This window comes from Saccharothrix hoggarensis (assembly GCF_052936025.1).
In genome coordinates, this window is the sequence record NZ_CP193624.1 from 6,541,869 (window position 1) to 6,560,755 (window position 18,887).

At 73.2% G+C, this 18,887-nt stretch carries 19 protein-coding genes; 13 read left to right on the forward strand and 6 right to left on the reverse strand.

Going from position 1 to position 18,887, the window contains the following annotated elements; genetic code table 11:
- Nucleotides 1–15: 15 nt before the first annotated feature.
- Nucleotides 16–1,005: an ABC transporter permease gene (locus ACRAKH_RS29620; RefSeq protein ID WP_380720681.1), complete on the reverse strand. Its 990-nt coding sequence runs from the start codon at nucleotides 1,003–1,005 to the stop codon at nucleotides 16–18.
- A gap of 27 nt (nucleotides 1,006–1,032) precedes the next feature.
- Nucleotides 1,033–2,721 carry an ABC transporter substrate-binding protein gene (locus ACRAKH_RS29625; RefSeq protein ID WP_380720678.1) on the reverse strand — a complete coding sequence of 563 codons (1,689 nt, stop codon included), beginning with the start codon at nucleotides 2,719–2,721 and terminating at the stop codon, nucleotides 1,033–1,035.
- 152 nt (nucleotides 2,722–2,873) lie between these two features.
- Here ACRAKH_RS29625 and ACRAKH_RS29630 point away from each other — a divergent pair, with 152 nt between their 5' ends.
- Nucleotides 2,874–4,145 (forward strand): ROK family transcriptional regulator, encoded by a 1,272-nt coding sequence (locus tag ACRAKH_RS29630; protein WP_447009425.1) that lies wholly within the window; start codon nucleotides 2,874–2,876, stop codon nucleotides 4,143–4,145.
- 6 nt (nucleotides 4,146–4,151) lie between these two features.
- Here ACRAKH_RS29630 and ACRAKH_RS29635 read toward each other — a convergent pair whose 3' ends face one another.
- Nucleotides 4,152–5,507: an MFS transporter gene (locus ACRAKH_RS29635; protein ID WP_380728255.1), complete on the reverse strand. Its 1,356-nt coding sequence runs from the start codon at nucleotides 5,505–5,507 to the stop codon at nucleotides 4,152–4,154.
- Nucleotides 5,508–5,714: 207 nt separating this feature from the next.
- Here ACRAKH_RS29635 and ACRAKH_RS29640 point away from each other — a divergent pair, with 207 nt between their 5' ends.
- On the forward strand, nucleotides 5,715–6,632 hold the full coding sequence (locus ACRAKH_RS29640; protein ID WP_380728257.1) for a LysR family transcriptional regulator: 918 nt from the start codon (nucleotides 5,715–5,717) through the stop codon (nucleotides 6,630–6,632).
- A gap of 70 nt (nucleotides 6,633–6,702) precedes the next feature.
- Here the strand turns inward: ACRAKH_RS29640 and ACRAKH_RS29645 are convergent, their stop codons facing one another.
- Entirely contained in the window at nucleotides 6,703–7,341 is a 639-nt protein-coding gene (locus ACRAKH_RS29645; protein WP_380728259.1) for a ThuA domain-containing protein, read from the reverse strand.
- An 11-nt stretch (nucleotides 7,342–7,352) separates the two neighbouring features.
- The gene (locus ACRAKH_RS29650; protein ID WP_380728261.1) at nucleotides 7,353–8,009 is read right to left on the reverse strand and encodes a TetR/AcrR family transcriptional regulator; all 657 of its coding nucleotides are present in this window, start codon (nucleotides 8,007–8,009) and stop codon (nucleotides 7,353–7,355) included.
- Between the two features lie 101 nt (nucleotides 8,010–8,110).
- On the opposite strand from ACRAKH_RS29650, the gene ACRAKH_RS29655 reads away from it, so the two are divergent.
- The 7 genes from ACRAKH_RS29655 (at nucleotide 8,111) to ACRAKH_RS29685 (ending at nucleotide 14,209) form a co-directional block, all read left to right on the forward strand.
- Nucleotides 8,111–8,884 (forward strand): MSMEG_6728 family protein, encoded by a 774-nt coding sequence (locus ACRAKH_RS29655; RefSeq protein WP_380728263.1) that lies wholly within the window; start codon nucleotides 8,111–8,113, stop codon nucleotides 8,882–8,884.
- 1 nt (nucleotide 8,885) lies between these two features.
- The gene (locus tag ACRAKH_RS29660; RefSeq protein ID WP_380728264.1) at nucleotides 8,886–9,326 is read left to right on the forward strand and encodes a DoxX family protein; all 441 of its coding nucleotides are present in this window, start codon (nucleotides 8,886–8,888) and stop codon (nucleotides 9,324–9,326) included.
- A gap of 90 nt (nucleotides 9,327–9,416) precedes the next feature.
- On the forward strand, nucleotides 9,417–10,256 hold the full coding sequence (locus ACRAKH_RS29665; RefSeq protein ID WP_380728266.1) for an SDR family oxidoreductase: 840 nt from the start codon (nucleotides 9,417–9,419) through the stop codon (nucleotides 10,254–10,256).
- A 131-nt stretch (nucleotides 10,257–10,387) separates the two neighbouring features.
- Entirely contained in the window at nucleotides 10,388–10,816 is a 429-nt protein-coding gene (locus tag ACRAKH_RS29670; RefSeq protein ID WP_380728268.1) for a YciI family protein, read from the forward strand.
- A gap of 67 nt (nucleotides 10,817–10,883) precedes the next feature.
- Nucleotides 10,884–12,146, forward strand: coding sequence for an RNA polymerase sigma factor (locus ACRAKH_RS29675; RefSeq protein WP_380728270.1), 1,263 nt, complete (start codon nucleotides 10,884–10,886; stop codon nucleotides 12,144–12,146).
- A 247-nt stretch (nucleotides 12,147–12,393) separates the two neighbouring features.
- Entirely contained in the window at nucleotides 12,394–13,614 is a 1,221-nt protein-coding gene (locus ACRAKH_RS29680) for an MFS transporter (protein WP_380728272.1), read from the forward strand.
- A gap of 64 nt (nucleotides 13,615–13,678) precedes the next feature.
- Nucleotides 13,679–14,209, forward strand: coding sequence for a GNAT family N-acetyltransferase (locus ACRAKH_RS29685; RefSeq protein WP_380728274.1), 531 nt, complete (start codon nucleotides 13,679–13,681; stop codon nucleotides 14,207–14,209).
- On the opposite strand, the gene ACRAKH_RS29690 is transcribed toward ACRAKH_RS29685, so the two are convergent.
- Nucleotides 14,206–14,871, reverse strand: a complete 666-nt coding sequence (locus ACRAKH_RS29690) for a helix-turn-helix domain-containing protein (RefSeq protein WP_447009426.1) — start codon at nucleotides 14,869–14,871, stop codon at nucleotides 14,206–14,208. The two genes, ACRAKH_RS29685 and ACRAKH_RS29690, sit on opposite strands and share 4 nt — an antisense overlap.
- 61 nt (nucleotides 14,872–14,932) lie before the next feature.
- Between ACRAKH_RS29690 and ACRAKH_RS29695 the strand changes: the two genes are divergently transcribed.
- The 4 genes from ACRAKH_RS29695 (at nucleotide 14,933) to ACRAKH_RS29710 (ending at nucleotide 18,869) form a co-directional block, all read left to right on the forward strand.
- The gene (locus tag ACRAKH_RS29695; RefSeq protein ID WP_380730742.1) at nucleotides 14,933–15,697 is read left to right on the forward strand and encodes an NAD(P)H-binding protein; all 765 of its coding nucleotides are present in this window, start codon (nucleotides 14,933–14,935) and stop codon (nucleotides 15,695–15,697) included.
- Nucleotides 15,698–15,762: 65 nt separating this feature from the next.
- Nucleotides 15,763–16,290, forward strand: a complete 528-nt coding sequence (locus tag ACRAKH_RS29700) for a hypothetical protein (RefSeq protein WP_447009427.1) — start codon at nucleotides 15,763–15,765, stop codon at nucleotides 16,288–16,290.
- A gap of 72 nt (nucleotides 16,291–16,362) precedes the next feature.
- Complete coding sequence (locus ACRAKH_RS29705; protein ID WP_380722738.1) at nucleotides 16,363–17,628, forward strand: PepSY-associated TM helix domain-containing protein; 1,266 nt, start codon at nucleotides 16,363–16,365, stop codon at nucleotides 17,626–17,628.
- A gap of 134 nt (nucleotides 17,629–17,762) precedes the next feature.
- Nucleotides 17,763–18,869: an MFS transporter gene (locus ACRAKH_RS29710; protein WP_380722736.1), complete on the forward strand. Its 1,107-nt coding sequence runs from the start codon at nucleotides 17,763–17,765 to the stop codon at nucleotides 18,867–18,869.
- The last annotated feature ends 18 nt before the right edge of the window (nucleotides 18,870–18,887 follow it).

Genomic DNA, 18,887 nt, shown 5'->3' on the forward strand with positions numbered 1-18,887 from the left:
TGTCCGTCCTCCTTCTCAGCCGCTGACGCGGGTGCGCGGGTCGATGACGGCGTACAGCAGGTCGACCACGAGGTTCGCGCCGAGCACGGCGACCGTGATCACGAGGAAGATGCCCTGCATGAGGGCGTAGTCGTTGTTCTGCACCGCCTGCAGGAGCTTCGACCCGATGCCGGGGTACGAGAACACCTGCTCGGTGATGATGGAGCCGGCCACGACGAACCCGAGCGAGATCGCGAAGCCGGCCACGGACGGCAGCACCGCGTTGCGGGCCGCGTACTTGATCATGATCCGGGAGTCGCGCAGGCCCTTGGCCTTGGCGGTGAGCACGTAGTCCTCGGAGGTCGCGGACACCATCATGTTGCGCATGCCGAGCAGCCAACCGCCGACCGACGAGATCACGATGGTCAGCGCGGGCAGCGTGCCGTAGTAGATCGCCGAGCCGATGAAGTCGGCGTTCCAGCCCGGCGACAGGATGACGTCGTAGCCGCCCTGCAGCGGGAACCAGCCCCACGCCGAGGACAGCACCGCGACCAGGATCAGGGCCAGCCAGAAGTACGGCACGGCGGCCAGGACGGTGGTGGCGGGCACCAGGCTGTCGAGCCAGGTGCCGCGCCGCCAGCCGACGAACGTGCCCAGGACGATGCCGAGGGCGAACGACAGGAACGTCGCGATGCCGACGAGCATCAGGGTCCAGGGCAGGGCTTCCGCGATGATCTGGGACACCGGTGTCGGGAAGGAGCTCACCGAGATGCCCAGATCACCGCGGAACATGTTGCCCAGGTACGAGACGTACTGCTGGAAGAGCGACTCCCCGCTGTTCGTGCCGAGCAGCAGTTCGTACGCCCTGCGGGCCGACGGGTCCACGGTTCCGCCGCGTTGCGCGAGCTTCGCCATGAGGATGTCCACCGGGTTGCCCGGCATGAGCCTCGGGATGAAGAAGTTCAGCGTCAGCGCCGCCCAGAGGGCGACCAGGTAGAACGCGAACTTTCGGGCGTAGTACCTCATCGGTCCGCCTATCGGTCACTCAGTCGATCACTGGCCGGCCGGCTTGAGCTTCAGGTAGACCTCGGAGGCCTCGGGGCGCGCCCAGACGGCGGGGAACGCGTAGAGGTCGTCCTTCGTGGGCCAGCCCGTGAACTTCTTGGCGTTGTACTCGCTGGTCGTGCCGCCGGTCAGGACCGGGATGTACGGGATCGACTCCTCGATCTCGGTCTGGATCGTGTCCAGGTACGGCTGGCGCGCGGCGGCGTCCTCGGGGTCGACGCCCTTCAGCGCGGTGAGCGCGGCGTCCACGTCGGGGTTGGAGAACCGGGAGAAGTTCGGGTTCGCCACCTCGCCGACCTTGGCCGTGGTCGCGGTGCTGAAGAAGTACGACGCGTTGTAGAACGGGTCCGGGGCCGGGCCCTGGTGCAGCGAGTCGATCAGCAGCTCGAACTGGCCGCGACCGCGCGCGTCGGACCACTCGTTCCAGGAGACCTGCTGCGCGGTGACCTTGATGCCGACCTTCTGCAGCTGCTGGCTCATCGTGTCGACGGCGGTGATGTAGTCGGTCCAGCCGGCGACGACCTTGAGGGTCATGGCCAGCGGCTTGCCGTCCTTCTGGTAGGTCCCGTCGCCGCCCTTGGTGTAGCCGGCGGCCTCCAGCAGCTGCGTGGCCTTGGCCTCGTCCGGCTGCATCGGGGCCGTCTTCTCCTTCAGCTTCGAGGAGACCTGGTCCTTGTCGCGCTCCAGCAGCGCGGCGCCCGGCGACACCTCGCTCGCCGTGTTCTCGAAGGCCAGCGCGTTGATCTGGGTGCGGTTGAGCGCGTAGTAGATCGCCTTGCGCACGGCCACGTCGGTCTGCGGGCCCTGGCAGCCGAGGTCCGCGTTCGAGCAGGTGAAGAGGGCGACCTGGTTCATCGGGATGGTGACGGCCTTGTAGCCCGGGTAGTTCTTCTCGACGTTGGCGATGTCCGGGACGGGGCCGGTCTGCCAGTCGATCTGGCCCTGCTTCAGCGCGGCCTCACCGGACTGGTTGCCCGACAGCGCCAGGTAGCGGACCTTCTTCAGCGCGGGCGCGCCGGAGTGGTAGTCCGGGTTCGCCTTGAGCGTGAACGCCTGGCCCTTGAACTCGTCCAGCATGAACGGGCCGGTGCCGACGGGTTCCTTGATGACATCGGTCGACGGGGTCGCGATGTCCTTCCACTTGTGCTCCGGGACCATCCAGATCCGGCCGAGCACCTGCGGGCCCTCCATGTAGGACGGCTCGGTGAACTTGATCGACACGTGGGTGTCGTCGACCGCGGTCGCGACGCCCTTGTAGCCGGTGCTGTTCATCGTCGCGTTCTTGGAGACCATGTCGAGGGTGAAGACGACGTCCTTGGCGGTGAACTTCTGCCCGTCGGTCCACTTGGCGTCGTCGCGGAGCTCGACGTCCAGCCGGGTGCCGTCCTCGTTCCACTGGAAACTCTTGCCCAGGCGGGGCCTCGGCTCGACGTCGCGGATGTTGTTGAAGAAGAACAGCGGCTCGAAGATCGTGCCAGGGCCCTCGATCTGGGTCGGAGAGAACGGGTTGAAGTTCAGCTGCCAGTCACCGGACTGGCCGGTGTACACGATCAGCGTGTCCTTGTTCTCGTCGTTGCCCGCGCTCGATCCGCCACACGCGGTTGCGAGCATGGCGACCGCGGCCAGTCCGGCCGCCGCCGTGCGCGCCCGTGAGAAGCGCCTTGCCTTCAGGAACATCGTCGATTCCTCTCGTGGCCCGAGACCGGCCGCGGTCCCGCGTTGAGGCAGATTGTTAAGTCATCGAAGAAACGAAGTCAACACCTCGGCGTCATCTGCCGGTCAAGTTGCTACCCTTCGACCGGCGAACGAACTAAGACGCGGGGGACCACGTGAGCGGACCGGCGCGGGCGACGCAGCACGCGAGCAGCAAGTCGGCGGTGCTCGACGTGATCCGCGCGGCGGGCACCATCAGCCGCGTCGGCCTGATCAACGCCACCGGCTTCACCGGCGCCACCATCTCCACCGTCGTCCGCAAGCTCATCGACGAGGGCCTGGTCGTGGAGACCGGTCGGGCGGAGTCGACCGGCGGCAAGCGACGCGTGCTGCTGCAGCTCAACCACTCCTCCCGGTACGCCGTCGGCGTGCACCTCGACCACGCGGGCATCACGTACGTGCTGACCAATCTGGGCGGCTCCGTCGTCGCGCGCATCTCGCGGGCGGGCGCGGGCGGGGCCGAGCCGCGGACCGTCGTGGCGCGGATGGCGGCCGAGGTGGAGGGCCTGATCGCCAGCGTCGGCGTCGACCACCAGCGGGTGCTCGGCCTGGGGCTCGTGTCACCGGGGCCGTTCAGCTCGAACACCGGCATGGGCCTGACCCCGCCCGCCATGCGCAAGTGGGAGGACTTCCCGCTCGACCAGGCGTTGCAGCAGGCCACGAGCCTGCCCGTGGTGCTCGACAACGACGCGACCGCGGCGGCGCTGGGCGAGCACTGGTCCGGCGGCATCGGCGGCACGGCCATCTCGGCGGCCCTCTACATGGGCACGGGCATCGGCGCGGGCATCGTCATCAACGGCATCACCTACCGCGGGACCAGCGGGAACGCCGGCGAGATCGGCCACATCTGCGTGGACGCGAACGGGCCGGAGTGCTGGTGCGGCGCGCGCGGCTGCGTCGAGGCGCTGGCCGGTCCGGCGACCGTGGTGGCGGCGGCCCGCGCGGACGCGGCGCTGGCGAGCGCGGCCGGGCTGACCGGCCGGTCGCGGTCGGTGTCGTCCGACTTCGCCGCCGTGAGCCGGGCGGCACGGCGGGGCGACCCGTCGGCGACGGCCATCCTGGAGCGCTCGGCGCGGTACGTCGCCGTGGCGGCGCGGACGCTGGCGAACATCATGGACCTGGAGGTCCTGGTGCTCACCGGGCCGAGCTTCGCCATCGCCGGCTCGGTCTACCTGCCGGTGGTGCGGGACGAGCTCGACCGCGCGTTCTTCTCCCGCGCGGCGCACGGCGTCGACGTACGGCTGTCCCGTTCGGCCGCCACGGCGTCGGCGATCGGCGGGGCGGCACTCGTGCTGCAGTCCGAGCTCGTGCCGCTCCACGAGGGCCTGAGGCTGCCGGAGAACCTGTCCGACTCGGAACCCGCCGCCCTGCCCGCCTCGGACGCCTGAGCGGCCTCAGCGCGGGGAACGCGGCCGGAGGGCCAGGACCACGGCCAGGCCGACGGCCACGAGCAGGGCGGCGACCGCGAACGTCCGGTGCGTTCCGCGGGCCACGTCCGCCGACGCTGCCGCGGTGACGTCACCGGTGGCGGAGCCGAACACCGCGCCCATCACCGACGCGCCCGTCATGAGACCGAGGTTCCGGGAGAGGTTCAGCATGCCCGACACCACGCCGCGCCGGTCCGGCGCCACGTGCTTGATGACCGCGGTGTTGTTGGCCGCCTGGAACAGCGCGTAGCTCGCCGTGACGGCGACCAGGGGCACGACGTATCCGAGGACACCGGCCGCCACCGGCACCACGGCCAGCACCGCGGTGCCGGCGATGATGCCGGACAGCCCCACGACCACCACGACTCCGGTCCCGGAACGGTCGGTGGCCCGGCCGGCCGGGACGCCGACGAGGGCTGCCACCACCGGGCCCGCCGACATCACCAGCCCGACCAGTGCCTGGTCGAGGCCGAGCGCCAGGGCCAGGTGGAAGGGGCCCACGACGAGGGTCGTCATCAGGACCGTCGAGACCAGGGCGCTGGTGGCCAGGCCGGCGGCCAGGACGGGGTCGCGGAAGGTCGAGAGGGCGACCAGCGGGGACGACGCCCGGCGCTCGGCCGCGACGAACAGGACGAGGCCGATCGCCGAGGCGGTGAGCAGGCCCGCGGCGACCGGGCCGAACGGGTCGTCCCCCACCGTCATCGCCAGCGCGTAGGCGCCCAGGGTGACCGCCAGCAAGGCCATGCCCACGACGTCGAACCGGGGGCGTGCGGCGCGCGGCGTCGGCGCGGGGCCGGGCAGGACGCGGTGCGCGAGCACGTACGCGAGGACGCCGAGCGGCACGGCGGCGAGGAAGATGGCGCGCCAGCCGAACGCCGCGATCAGGACTCCGCCGAGGGACGGCCCGAGCGCCGTGCCGACGGCCGACATCGTGCCGAGCAGCCCCATGACCCGGCCGGTCCGGTCCGGCGGCACCGTCTCGCCGACGAACGCCATGCTCAGCGCCATCATGCACGCGGCACCGGCCCCCTGGAGCGCCCGGCCGGCGATCAGCACGGGCAGGTTCGGCGCGAGACCGCACAGCAGCGTCGCGAGGGTGAAGACGGCTACGCCGCCCAGCAGCAGCCGACGCCGGCCGGCGAGGTCGCCGAGCCGCCCGGCCCCGACGATCACCGTCGTGAGGGCGAGGAGGTAGGCGATCACCACCCACTGCACCTGGTTGAACGGGGCGTCGAAGGCCGTCGCCACGGCCGGCAGGCCGATGTTGGCGACGCTGGTGCCCAGCGCGGGCAGCAGCACGGACAGGGACAGCGCGGTGAGCACCCCGGTCAGTGGCGGGCGGTGCTCCGGCGGCGCCGGTGGGGTTGCCGGTGTCAAGGCGGTGGTCGCTTCCTGGAGTCGGTGCCGGTCGCGGTGGACGCCGGTCTCACCGAACGTAAGGCGCGTTCCGACCTGGCGGAAGGCGCAAAGATGGCAAGCCACTTGTGCACGGGACGCCACGTCACAGAGCGTTCGTGAGATCGTTCGGGTATGGCGCGACCTGACCTGAACCTGCTGGTCACCCTTGACGTCCTGCTCCAAGAGGGCAGCGTGACGCGGGCGGGGGAACGGCTGGCGCTCAGCCCGTCCGCGATGAGTCGCGCGCTCGCCCGGCTGCGGCGGGCCACCGGGGACCCGCTGCTGGTGCGGGCCGGCCGGGGGTTGGCGCCGACGCCCCACGCGGTGGCGATCCGCGACCGCGTGCGCGAGCTGGTCCGGGAAGCCGAAGAGGTGCTGAGGCCGGCGGAAAGGCTGGACCTGGCGACGCTGGAGCGGACGTTCACGGTGCGTTCCAGCGACGGGTTCGTGGAGGGGTTCGGGCCCGCGTTGGTGGCCGAGGTGGGCCGGACGGCGCCCGGCGTGCGCCTGCGGTTCCTCCGGAAGGCCAAGAAGGACGTGGTGCGCCTGCGGGACGGCCTGGTGGACCTGGAGACGGGCGTCGTCGACCGCGCCGTCCCCCCGGACGTCGTGACCGCGCCCCTCTTCACCGACCGGTTCATCGGGGTGGTGCGGGACGAGCACCCGCTCGGCACGGGGACGGTGACCGCCGCCCGGTACGCCTCCGCGCGCCACGTGCACGTCTCCAGGCGCGGCCTGGGGGAAGGGCTGGTGGACGAGGCCCTCCACGCGACGGGCCACCGGCGGACCGTCGTCACGGTGGTCGACGGCTTCGGCGCCGCGTTGGCGCTGGCGAACGCCTCCGACCTGGTCGCCACGGTCCCGGAGCGCCACACCGCGCCCCTGCGGCAGGGGATGCGCGCGTTCGAGCTGCCCTTCCGGGCACCCGAGGTGGTGGTCTCGCTGCTGTGGCACGTCCGCTTCGACGCCGATCCGGCGCACCGGTGGCTGCGCGCCCGCGTGCTCGACGCGTGCCGCGCCGACGACGCGGCTGACGACCCCCAGGGCTGACCGCGACAGGTTGACCGGCGACAGGGCTGATGGCGACAGGGCCGGTGCCCGGGAACGCGCGGGCCGGACGTCAGCCGGCGGGCCGGGCCGCCCAGAGGAGGCCGCGCTCGACCAGCGTCCGGACCGGCGGCAGGGCGAGGTCGGCCGGGAAGTGGCCGATCGTGCACGCGAAGACCCGGCCCGCGCCCCACCGGCGCGTCCACACCGCGGGCACGGTCAGCGGCGCGTGCCAGAGCGGGTCGGCGGCGAACGTCGTCGTGGCGTGCACGTCGTTCAGCCCGTCCGTCAGCACCCAGTACTGCTCGGTCCGCAGCGAGAACCCGGACAGGCCCGCCACCACCGGGTGCGTGGACGTGATGTCCACCCGGTGGTCCACGACATCACCGGGATGGGCGACGAACTGACCGCCGACCAACCGCATGTACTCGCGGGAGTGGCGGAACGCGTCCACCAGGCCGCCGTGCCACCCGGCGAGCCCCGTCCCGGACCGCACCGCCGCGTCGAGGCAGGCGAACTGGTCGTCGGTCAGCACGCCGTCGCTCCAGCACTGGACGATCAGGTCGTACGCACCGAGGCCGGCGTCGTAGGCCTCCAGCGAGTCGGACACGTCGACCTCGAAGCCCGAGGAGCGCAGGAACGGCAGGAACGAGTCGGTGGCCTCCACCGGCGAGTGCCCGGCCCAGCCACCGCGAACCACGAGTGCCTTCACGGGGGAGCACCCTAGGCGTCGGCCGCCCGCGCCCGGGCGACGAGTCCCACCAGTTGGTTGACCAGGCCCTCGGTCAGGCCGTCGCGGAACAGCTCGTCGGCCGGCGGCGCGCCCAGCTCCGCCAGCACCGCGGCCACCGTGTCGGTGGGGTTCGCGTGCGGCCAGAGGCCGGCCGTCAGCACGAGCACGACGCCGGCGAAGTGCCGTGCCGCCGCGTCGTCCAGCTCCGGCACGCGGGCGCGCACGAGGTCGGCCAGCCGTGCCGTGCGCGCGGTCGCGCGGCGTTTGAAGGCGCGGGCGCAGTCGACGGAGATGTTCCGCTCCAGCACGCCCGCCATGCCGCTGATCAGCTCGCACAGGAGCCGGCGGCGCACCAGCGACCCGGCGATCGCGCTCGCGACGTCGACCGCGCCGTCGGCGGACGCCAGGTCGGCCTCGACCTGGTCCAGCCAAGCGCCCCACTCCTCGTCCAGCACTTCGAGGAAGATCGCCTCGCGGCTGTCGAAGTACCGCAGGACGTTCGACTTCGCGAGCCCCACGCGCTCGCTCAGCTCGCGCAGGCTGATGTCGGCGACGCGCCGGTCGCGCAGCATGGAGCACGCCGTGTCGAGGATCGTGCGCCGCCGCTGCTCCACCTGCTCGGGTCGCCTGGCGCGCTGGAACTCCACCGGGGCAACCTAACAGACCGGCGGTCTCTTGCCAGCCCGTCCGGGGCACGACCACCCGGTCCGGGCGCTTGACCACCGTCCACGCGGGGTAAGCGGCACGGGTGCAGACGTTCCTGCCGTGCGCCACCTTCGGCCGCAGCGCCGCCGTCCTCGACTCGCGGCGGCTCGGCAAGCAGCGCGTGGAGACGTTGCAGGTGCTGCGGGCCCTGGTCTGGCCCGAGTACGGCTGGAAGCACCACCCGGCGGTCGTCATGTGGCGCGGCTTCACGCCCGCGCTCGTCGCCTACGGGGCGGCGGTGTGCGACGAGTGGCGTCGGCGTGGCCACCGGGACGGGGTGCGCGCCGTGCTGCTGGAGTTCACGGGCGGGCGGGAGCCGACGTGGTCGTGGTGCCTGGCCGAAGGCCTCCTGCCGCCGTGGCTGGGTGACGAGGAGCTGCACCGCAGCCACCGGTCCGCCCTCCTCCGCAAGGACCCGGACTTCTACCGCCCGCTGTTCCCCGACGTGCCGGACGACCTCGACTACGTGTGGCCGGGCTCGGTGTTCCCGGTGGACGTCCCCGAGACACCCGGCCTGGTCGCGTGCCGGCTCGACCTGCCCCCGCTGCCGGACGAGCACCTGCCTCCGGCGCCGCCGCTCGACCACCGGCCCGGCCCGTCCGTCGCCCGTGCGCCGACCGAGGCCGACCTCGACGCGATGCGGGCCGAGGCGACCGACCCGCGACCGGTCCGGTTCTTCCGCCGCGGCCAGCCGCTGCCGCCCCCGACCAGCCGTTTCACCGTCCAGCTCGACTTCCCGGAAAAAAGTTCGGCGGACCTGTCGATCCGGCGCGACCCCGTTCGTCGTGTCAGTGAGACCACCGAGAAGGGGAGCTGAGATGACCACCACGACCGACACCCGCCCCGCCGCCACCTCCACCGCGACCAAGCGCAACGACCTGGTGCTCGCCGCCTTCCGGATCGTCGTGTCGTTCCTCTTCGGCTGCCACGGCCTCCAGGGCCTCGGCTACCTGGGCGGCATCGACGGGCAGGGCGCCGCGGTGCCGTTCGGCTCGTGGCCGGGCTGGTACGGCAGCGTCATCGAACTGGTCGGCGCGGTCCTGGTGCTGGTGGGCCTGGCCGCGCGGCCGGTGGCGTTCGTGCTGTCCGGCGTGATGGCCTACGCGTACTTCACCGTCCACCAGCCCGAGGCGCTGCTCCCGATGCACAACATGGGCGAGCTGGCCGCCGTCTACAGCTGGGTGTTCCTGCTGCTCGCCGCCCTCGGCCCCGGCGCCTTCACGCTCCAGCGCGTCCTCCGCCGGCAGACCGCGGGCTGACCGCGCCGAGCGGACCCGTGACGGCGCACCTCCACCCGGAGGTGCGCCGTCGGCGTGTTCAGGCGGCTTGCGCGTGGGCACCCTGCGGGCATGGCCGAGACCCCCATCAAGTACCCCGGTTTGACCGACGACGTCCGCCCCACCCCCGACCACGGCGAGAGCACGTACCGCGGCACGGGGCGGCTGACCGACAAGAAGGCCGTGATCACCGGCGGCGACTCCGGCATCGGCCGGGCCGTCGCGCTGGCGTTCGCGCGCGAGGGCGCCGACGTGCTCATCTCGTACCTGCCGTCGGAGGAGAAGGACGCCCGCGACACCGCGCGCCTGGTCGAGGAGGCCGGGCGCAAGGCCGTCACGGTCCCCGGCGACCTGGTCGAGGAGTCGCAGTGCGCGGCCGTCGTGGCCCGCGCGGTCGAGGAGTTCGGGCGCGTCGACGTCCTGGTCAGCAACGCCGCCTACCAGATGTCGCAGGAAGGCGGTCTGCTCGACATCACCACCGAGCAGTTCGACCGCGTCCTGAAGACGAACGTCTACGCGATGTTCTGGCTGTGCAAGGCGGCCGTGCCGCACATGCCCGAGGGCTCCTCGATCATCACCACGTCGTCCATCCAGGGCTTCCAGCCGTCGTTCCAGCTCCTCGACTACGCCACCACCAAGGCCGCCATCGTGAACTTCACCAAGGGCCTGGCGCAGAACCTCGTCGACCGGAAGATCCGGGTGAACTCCGTCGCGCCCGGTCCGGTGTGGACACCGCTCATCCCGGCCACCATGCCGCCGGAGAAGGTCGAGAGCTTCGGCGAGCAGTCGCCGATGGGCCGCGCCGGGCAGCCCGCCGAGCTGGCGCCGCTGTACGTCTTCCTCGCCTCGTCCGAGTCGAGCTACATCACCGGCGAGGTCATCGGTGTGACCGGAGGCTCGCCGATCACGTAAAAGCGCTGGTCGACGGCCTGCGGAAAAATCTTGGAAAAACCTCGGCCGCCGTGTCGATCCACGACCCCGCTCGTTCGTCGCTCAGGTACGGGCCAGGATGGACGGCCGAGCGAACCGACAGGGAGAACGACATGCGTTTCATGGTGATCGTGAAGGCGAACGAGGACAGCGAGGCGGGCGTCCAGCCGACCGCGGAGCAGCTGAACGAGATGGCCGCGTTCAACGAGGAGCTGGTGAAGGCCGGCGTGATGCTGGCCGGCGAGGGCCTGCACCCCAGCTCCAAGGGCGCCCGGGTCTACTTCTCCGGCGACAAGCGCACCGTGGTCGACGGGCCGTTCACCGAGACCAAGGAGCTGATCGCGGGTTTCTGGCTGATCGAGGTCAAGTCGCTGGAGGAGGCCGTGGAGTGGGTGAAGCGGGTGCCGAACCCCACCGGCGACGAGTCGCAGATCGAGATCCGGCAGGTCTTCACCGAGGACGACTTCGTCAACGCCTCGCCCGAGCTGAAGGAGCGGGAGCGCGAGCTGCGCGCCGAGCAGGAGTCCCGCGCCAACGGCTGACCCGCGGGCGGCACGCCACGCCGTTCCGCTTGCCGCCGCGCATCGGTAGCTGATCTGATCCGTCCCCGTGACGGCTACCGATGCGCGGCGTGCGGTGGAAGCGGTGTGGCGGATCGAGTCCGCCCGCCTCATCGCGGGGCTGGCACGGATGGTGCGCGACGTCGGCCTCGCCGAGGAGCTGGCACAGGACGCCCTGGTCACGGCGCTGGAGCAGTGGCCGGAGCACGGCGTGCCGCGCAACCCCGGCGCGTGGCTCATGACGGCGGCGAAGAACCGCGCCGTCGACCTCATCCGGCGTGACCGGAACTACCGGCGCAAGTTGGAGCAGATCGGCCGCGACACCGGCGCCGACCACGTGCCCGACGCGGCGGCCACCGTCGGCGAGATCGACGACGACCTGCTGCGCCTGGTGTTCACCGCCTGCCACCCGGTGCTGTCCACCGAGGCGCAGGTGGCGCTGACGCTGCGGATGCTGGGCGGCCTCACCACCGACGAGATCGCCCGCGCGTTCCTGGTGCCCGAGTCGACGGTGGCGCAGCGGATCGTCCGGGCGAAGAAGGCGCTGGCCAAGGCCGGCGTGCCGTTCGAGGTGCCGGCGGAGGACGAGCGGGACGCGCGGCTGGCGTCGGTGCTCGGCGTGATCTACCTGATCTTCAACGAGGGCTACTCGGCCACCGCGGGCGACGACTGGATGCGCCCGGCGCTGTGCGAGGACGCCCTCCGGCTCGGCCGCGTGCTGGCCGGCCTCGTGCCGCGCGAACCCGAGGTGCACGGGCTCGTGGCGTTGATGGAGATCCAGGCGTCGCGCGCCAAGGCGCGGATCGGGCCGGACGGCGAGCCCGTGCTGCTGCTGGACCAGAACCGGGCCCGCTGGGACCAGCTGCTCATCCGCCGCGGGCTGGCGGCGTTGGAGAAGGCCGAGTCGCTGGGCGGGGCCGCCGGCCCGTACGCGTTGCAGGCGGCCATCGCCGCGTGCCACGCGCGGGCCCGCGTGCCGGAGGACACCGACTGGACCCGGATCGCCGGCCTGTACGAGGCGTTGTCGCTGGTCGCGCCGTCCCCGATCGTGGAGCTGAACCACGCGGTGGCGATCGGGATGGCGTTCGGCCCGGAGGTCGGGCTGGAACTGGTGGACGAGCTCGTGGACGAGCCCGCGCTGAAGGGCTACCACCTGCTGCCGAGCGTGCGCGGCGACCTGCTGGCCAAGCTGGGCCGGGACGGCGAGGCGCGGGCGGAGTTCGAGCGGGCGGCCGGCCTCACCCGCAACGAGCGGGAGCGCAAGCTCCTGCTCGACCGGGCCGCCGCCTGCGGCGCCTCCCAGCCGTCCTGACCGCCCGTCGCCCTGAGCCCTGCCGCCTGCCTGACCGCCGTCGCCCTGCCTGACCGCCGCCGCCCGGACCGGCCGCCGTCGTGACCACCGCCCCTGCCTGACCGCCGCCCTGGCTGACCGCTGCCGCCCTGAGCGCCGCCGTGCCGGTGATCGACGCCGTGCCGGGTGTGCTTGGCCGCGGGCGTGCCTGGCGGGCCTCGGTGCGGCCTGAGCGGCGCATGGCAGGGTGGCTGTGGGGGGTGATCGAATGACCGACACGACGTTGCGGGGCCATCGGGACTTCGTCCGCTTCTGGGCGGCCGACACGGTGTCGTTGGCCGGCACGCACATCACCACGCTGGCGTTGCGCGCGGTGGCGGTGCTGACGCTCGGCGCCACCGCCACCGGAGTCGGCCTGCTGGAGGCCGCGCGGTGGCTGCCGTACCTGCTGTTCGGGCTGCTCGCGGGCGTGGTCGTGGACCGGCGACGGCGGCTGCCGATGCTGGTCGGGGCCGACTTCGCGCGCGCCGCCGTGCTGGCGCTCATCCCGCTGCTGGCGTTCACCGGGACGTTGACCATGCCGTCGCTGATCGGCCTGGTCGTGGTGTTCGGGACGTTGTCCCTGTTCTACGACGCGGCGCACCAGTCGTTCCTGCCCCGGCTCGTGCCGGGCGCGCGGCTGGTCGACGCCAACGCCCGGATCGAGCAGACCCGGTCGGTCGCGCAGGGCGTCGGGCCGTTCCTCGGCGGCGCGCTGGTGAAGCTCGTCGGCGGACCCCTGGCAATCCTCGTGGACGCCGTCTCGTACCTGGTGTCCGGTCTGCTGCTGGCCCGGCTGCGCACCACCGAGCAACTCGACCCCGCGCCGCGGCGGGACCTGCGCGGCGAGATCCGGGACGGGCTGCGGTGGGTGTACCGGCACCCCGTGCTGCGCCCGCTCGCCCTCACGTCGCACCTGTGGTTCCTGTTCACCGCGGTGGTCACCACCTGCTACTCCGTGCTGGTGCTCGACGTGCTGGGCTTCGACGCGTTCGAGTTCGGCCTGACGTTCGCCGTGGGCGGGCTCGGCGGGCTGATCGGCGCGTCGCTGTCCGGTCGCGCGGGCCGCCGGTTCGGGGTCGGGCCGACCATCCTGGCCGGTCGCTGGCTGACCCCCGTGGCGTACGCGCTGGTCCCGCTGGCCACGTCCGGCGCGTCAGGCTTCGTGCTGCTGTGCGCGGCGCAGTTCCTGTTCTTCCTGGCCATCGGCCTGGACGGGCCGGTGGAGATGGGCTACCGGCAGGCGATCACCCCGGACCGGATGCAGGGCCGGATGAACGCCACCATCCGGTCGGTCAACCGGGGCGTGATCGTCCTCGGCGCGCCGCTGGGCGGTGTGCTGGCCGACTGGGTCGGCCTCCGGACCGCGCTGTGGCTCGCCGTCGCGGGCCTGGTCGGCTCGGCCGTCGCCATCACCGCGTCCGCCGCCGTCCGGAACGCCGAGGTCTGACGCCGGGGTCTGACGCCGGGGAACTCGACACCGTGGGAACCTGACGCCGTGGAGGTGTGACGCCGTGGACCTGCGTGCCGCCAGGGCCGCCGACCTGGACCAGGTCGGCCGGCTGGACGACTCGTTCACCACCGGCGCGGTGTTCGAGGTGGACGCCGGGCCGGACGGCTTCCGGCTGCGCGAGACGCCGGTCGACCCGCCGCTGCGCAAGGTGTTCCCGCCGGACGACGACCCGGGCGGCACGGTGTTCGTCGCCGCCGACGGCCCGCGGGTGCGCGGGTTCGTGGCGGTCGACGTGGAGGACTGGCGCCGCCGGCTGGTGATCCACCAGGTCACCGTCGCGCCGCAGCACCGCGGGCTCGGCATCGGCCGGACGCTGCTGGAGCACGCGCTGGCGCACGGCCGTGAGCACGGCGCGCTCACCGCGTGGCTGGAGACGTCCACCGTGAACGTGCCCGCCGTGCGCGCGTACCGGCGGATGGGTTTCGCCCTGTGCGGGCTGGACACCACGTTCTACCGGGGCACGCCGGCCGAGGGCGAGACGGCGCTGTTCTTCGCCCTCGCGCTGGACCGCCCCGGGCAGGACGCGCTCTAGCAGGACGTGACGGGCGGCAGGTTGCCCGCGACGTACGCGCCGGGCGGCACGCCCATCGTCGCCCGGAACTCCGCGATCAGGTGGGCCTGGTCGTAGTACCCCAGCTCGGCGGCCAGCCGCGCCCACTCGCCCGCCCTGCCCCGCGCCACCACCCGGCGCACGCGGTCGACCCGCGCGAACCGCTTGGGCGACAAGCCGACCGCCTCGCCGAACAACGTCCGCAGCCGCCGTTCGCCGACGGCGAGTTCCCGCGCGGTCTCCGCCACCCCGCGGGTGCGCAGCAGCCGTGCCGCCGCGTGCACGAGGTCCGAGCGGCCCGGTTCGACCGACGCGAGCCGGTCGAGCAGCGCGGCCCGCAACGCGGCCTCGTCGGTCACCCGGCTCCCCCACACGTCGCTCAGCGGCACCTTGCGGTCGACCAGCTCGTCCACCGGCACGCCCAGCACGGCCTGGGCGCGCCCCGGCGTGAGCCGCACGACGGTCCGCCGCGCCGGCCGCCCGGCGTGGTAGCCGGCGCGGTCGCGCGGGCCCAGCACGAACGCCTCGCCCGTCTCCGAGCACAGGACCAGCGTGGTCGCCGTGTCCGGCGCGTGCACGAGCCGCTCGCCGGCGAGGCGCCGCGTGCCGATCCCGGTGACCCACGGCCGCAAGCGCTCGTCCACGTCCCGCACAACCGCCGGAACTTCCAATACCTTCCCGACCCCGTCGAACCAGACTCGCCGCATGTTGCTGATCACGGGTGCCACCGGCACCACCGGGCGCGAAGTCGTCCGCCTCCTCGCCGAGTGCGCCGTCCCGTTCCGCGCCATGTCCCGCACGCCGACCGGTGACCAGGTCCGCGGCGACCACACCGACCCGGCGTCCCTCGACCGCGCCGTCGCCGGCGTGGACGCGCTGTTCCTGCTCGGCCCCGGCACGCCCGAGCTGCCCGCCTACGACCTGGCCGTGCTGGACGCGGCGAAGCGCGCGGGCGTGCCCAAGGTGGTGAAGCTGTCGGCCATCCCGGTCGGCCCGGTCTCCACGTGGCACCGTCCGGGAGAGGAGGCGGCCCGCGCGTTCCCGTCGTGGACGGTGTTGCGGGCCGGTCTGTTCGCGTCGAACTCGCTCCAGTGGGCGTCGCTGATCGCCGCCGGCGATCCGATCCCGAACCCGATGGGCACGACCAGGCTGGGCGTGGTCGACCCGCGCGACCTGGCCGAGGTGGCGGTGGCGGCGCTGCTCGGCGACCACCACGGGCGGACGTACACGCTGACCGGGCCGGAGCTGTTGGACGTGCCGGGGCAGGTGGCCGTCCTGTCGGGGTTCCTGGGCCGTCCCCTGTCCACTGTGGACGTTCCGCTGGAGTCGCTGCCCGAGGCGTACGCGGAGGGCGTGCGGGCGGTCCGGACCGGCGGCGGGTCGCTGCTCTCCGACGACGTGGCCACCGTGCTGGGCCGCCCGCCGCGGACTTTCGCCGACTGGGTCCGGGAGCGCTTCCAGATGCCCTGACCTCAGCGAACGGCGAGCATTCGGGTCTACTCCCGACCCGGTCGGGACCACTACGCTGCGGAAGCGTGGCACTGGCGCCGGTAGCGACCCGTGGCGCCGCGCGCGTCGTGCGCTGCGGCGCGGTCGGGCTGTCGACCGGTCTGCTCGCCGTGCTCGCGCACGCCGGCGGCGGCGGTCACGTGCCGTCGTTGCCCCACGTGCTGGTGTTCGCCTTCGCCATCGCCTGGACCTGCGTGCCGCTGACGGACCGGCAGCTCGGGTTCGCCGAGCTGCTCGGCCTGGTCGGCGTGGTGCAGGTGGCGGCGCACGTGTTCCTCGCCCTGCTGACCCGGCACCCGCGCGAGCTGGTGCCGTCGCCGTCCGGGCTGCTGGCCCACGCCGCGGCGACGGCGGTCGTCGTCGCGGCGCTGGCGGGCTTCGAGCAGGCCGTGTTCCGGCTGGCCGCCGCCGTGGCGTCGGTGCTGCCCCGCACGACCACCCCGCCGCCGGCGGTCGCGCCGCTGCGCATCCCGATCGCCGCGCACGCGCCGCAGCCGCCGGCGGAGGTGCTGCGCCGCCGCGCGCTGCCCCGTCGAGGTCCGCCCCGCTCCTAGGTATGCGCCCTTTCCCCACCACCGTCCCGTTGCGGGACCGGTGGCATCCCCTCATACCCGGGAGTTCCCGCCATGACCGAGTCCTGGCGCGGCCTCGTGCTGCGCTTCCACTTCTACGCGGGCGTGCTCGTCGGCCCGTTCGTCCTGATCGCCGCCCTCACCGGCGTCCTCTACGCCGCGACGCCCCAGGTGGAGTCGTGGCTCTACTCCGACCACCTGCGCGTCCCCGTGTCGACGCAGACCGTGCCGCTGTCGCAGCAGGTGAAGGCCGCGGTCGCCGCGCGGCCCGGCGACGAGCTGGTCGCCGTCCGCCCCGCGCCCGAACCCGGCGCGACGACCCGCGTGCTGTTCGCCAGTGACGGCGACGCGCGGCCCACCGTGTTCGTCGACCCGGCGGACGGTCGGGTGGTCGGCGACCTGATGACCTACGGGACCAGCGGCGTGCTGCCGCTGCGCACCACGATCGACAAGCTGCACGCCAACCTCCTGCTCGGCGAGCCCGGCCGGCTCTACAGCGAGCTGGCCGCGTCCTGGCTGTGGGTCGTCGCGCTGGGCGGCGTGGTGCTGTGGTTCAGCCGCCGCCGCAACCAGCGGACCAGGCCGACGACCAAGCGGCACGCCACGCTCGGCCTGTGGGTGCTGGTGGGCGCGCTGTTCCTGTCCGCGACCGGCCTGACCTGGTCGACGTACGCCGGCGAGAACGTCGCCGACCTGCGCAAGGCCCTCGGCTGGACCACCCCCGCGTTGAGCGCGGGCGACGACCACGCCGGGCACGACATGAGCAACCCCATCCCGGTCATGCCCGGCGAGATCGACTCCGTGCTGGCCACGGCGCGCTCGGCGGGCATCGACGCCGGGTCGATCGAGATCGCCGTGCCGCCGATGTCCGGCATGCCGTGGAAGGTCACCGAGATCGGCCGCGGCTGGCCCACGCAGGCGGACGCGGTCGCCGTGACCGGCGGCGCGGTGGTGGGCGAGGTCCGGTTCGCCGACTACCCGGTGGCCGCGAAGCTCAGCCGGTGGGGCATCGACGCGCACATGGGCGTCCTGTTCGGCTGGCCGAACCAGGTGCTCCTGCTGGCCCTGGGGCTGGGTCTCGTGGCGCTGGTGGTGCTCGGCTACCGGATGTGGTGGCTGCGCCGCCCGACCCGCGGCTTCGGCCGGCCGGTGCCGGGCGGCCAGTGGCGGAAGGTGCCGCGGGCGCAGCTCGTCGTGGTGCTCGTGGTGGCCGCGGGCGTGGGCTGGTTCGTCCCGTTGTTCGGCCTGAGCCTCGTGGCGTTCCTGGTGGTCGACGCCGCGCTGGCCGCACGGCGGAAGCAGGTCGACGAACCCGTCTGACGAACTGTCGGCCCGGGCAGAAACAGCGGTGACGGCCGGGCCGGGAGCGGGTTAACCTGCGCGGCATGCGCTTCGGTTGACGCCCCACACCGCCCCCGGCCCGACCCCTGGCCCGCCTCGCGGTGGGCTGGGCGGTGCTGGCCGACACCGTGCCGATCTACCCGCTGTACGCGCTGCTGTTCGTGGCCACCGGGTTGTCGGACGCCGAGGTCTCGGCGCTGTTCGCGATCTGGTCGACGGTCGCGGTCGTCGCCGAGGTCCCGTTCGGCGCGTTCGCGGACCGGTTCTCCCGCAAGTGGTCCGTCGTCGCGGCCGGCGTGTGCCAGGCGGCCGGCTACGCGTTGTGGACGGTGCTGCCCGGCTTCACCGGCTTCGCCGTGGGGTTCGTGCTGTGGGGCGTGGGCGGCGCGATGTCGTCGGGCGCGCTGGAAGCCCTGCTGCACGACGGTCTGGCGGCGGTCGGCGCGCGCTCCCACTTCGGCGTGGTGATCGGCCGCGTCACGGCGGTCGGCCTGCTGGCCCAGATCCCGGCCGCGCTGCTGGCGACCGTGCTGTTCGACGCGGGCGGTTTCGCGCTCGCGGGCTGGGTGAGCGTGGGGACGTGCCTCGCGGCGGCGCTGGTGGCGACCAGGCTGCCCGAGACGCCGCGCCCGGAGCCGGAGAGCTACCTGGCCACGTTGCGGTCCGGCCTGTCGGAGACCGCGCGCACGCCGGACGTCCGCCTCGCCGTCCTGGTGGTGGCCATGCTGGCGGCGATCGACGCGTTCGAGGAGTACTTCCCGCTGGTCGCGCACGACTGGCGGGTGCCGGTGGCCCTGGTGCCGCTGGCGACCCTGTCCATCCCGCTGGCGGGTGCCGCCGGGGCCGCGCTGGGTGGCGTCGTCCGGCTGCCGCCGGGCGTGCTGCTGGGAGGTGCGGCGGTGCTGCTGGCCGTGGCCGGGTTCGTCGGCCACCCGGCGGGGTTGGCCGGCGTCGCGGTGTTCTACGGCGCGTACCGGCTGGTGTGGGTGACCGCCGAGGCCCGGTTGCAGGAGCGGATCACCGGCGACGCGCGGGCGACCGTGACGTCCGTGGCCGGGTTGGGCAGCGAGGTGCTGTCGTTCGCGGTGTACGCGGCGTGGGTGTACGGCGGGGTCGTGGCGGTGTCGGTGCTGGTGTTGGTGCCGGCGTTGTTCCTGCGGCGGGCGCTCGGGCGGGCCCGGTCGGCGTCGGTCGGGCAACTCGGCGGTCCGTCGGGGTGACTCGGCGGCCTGTGGGGT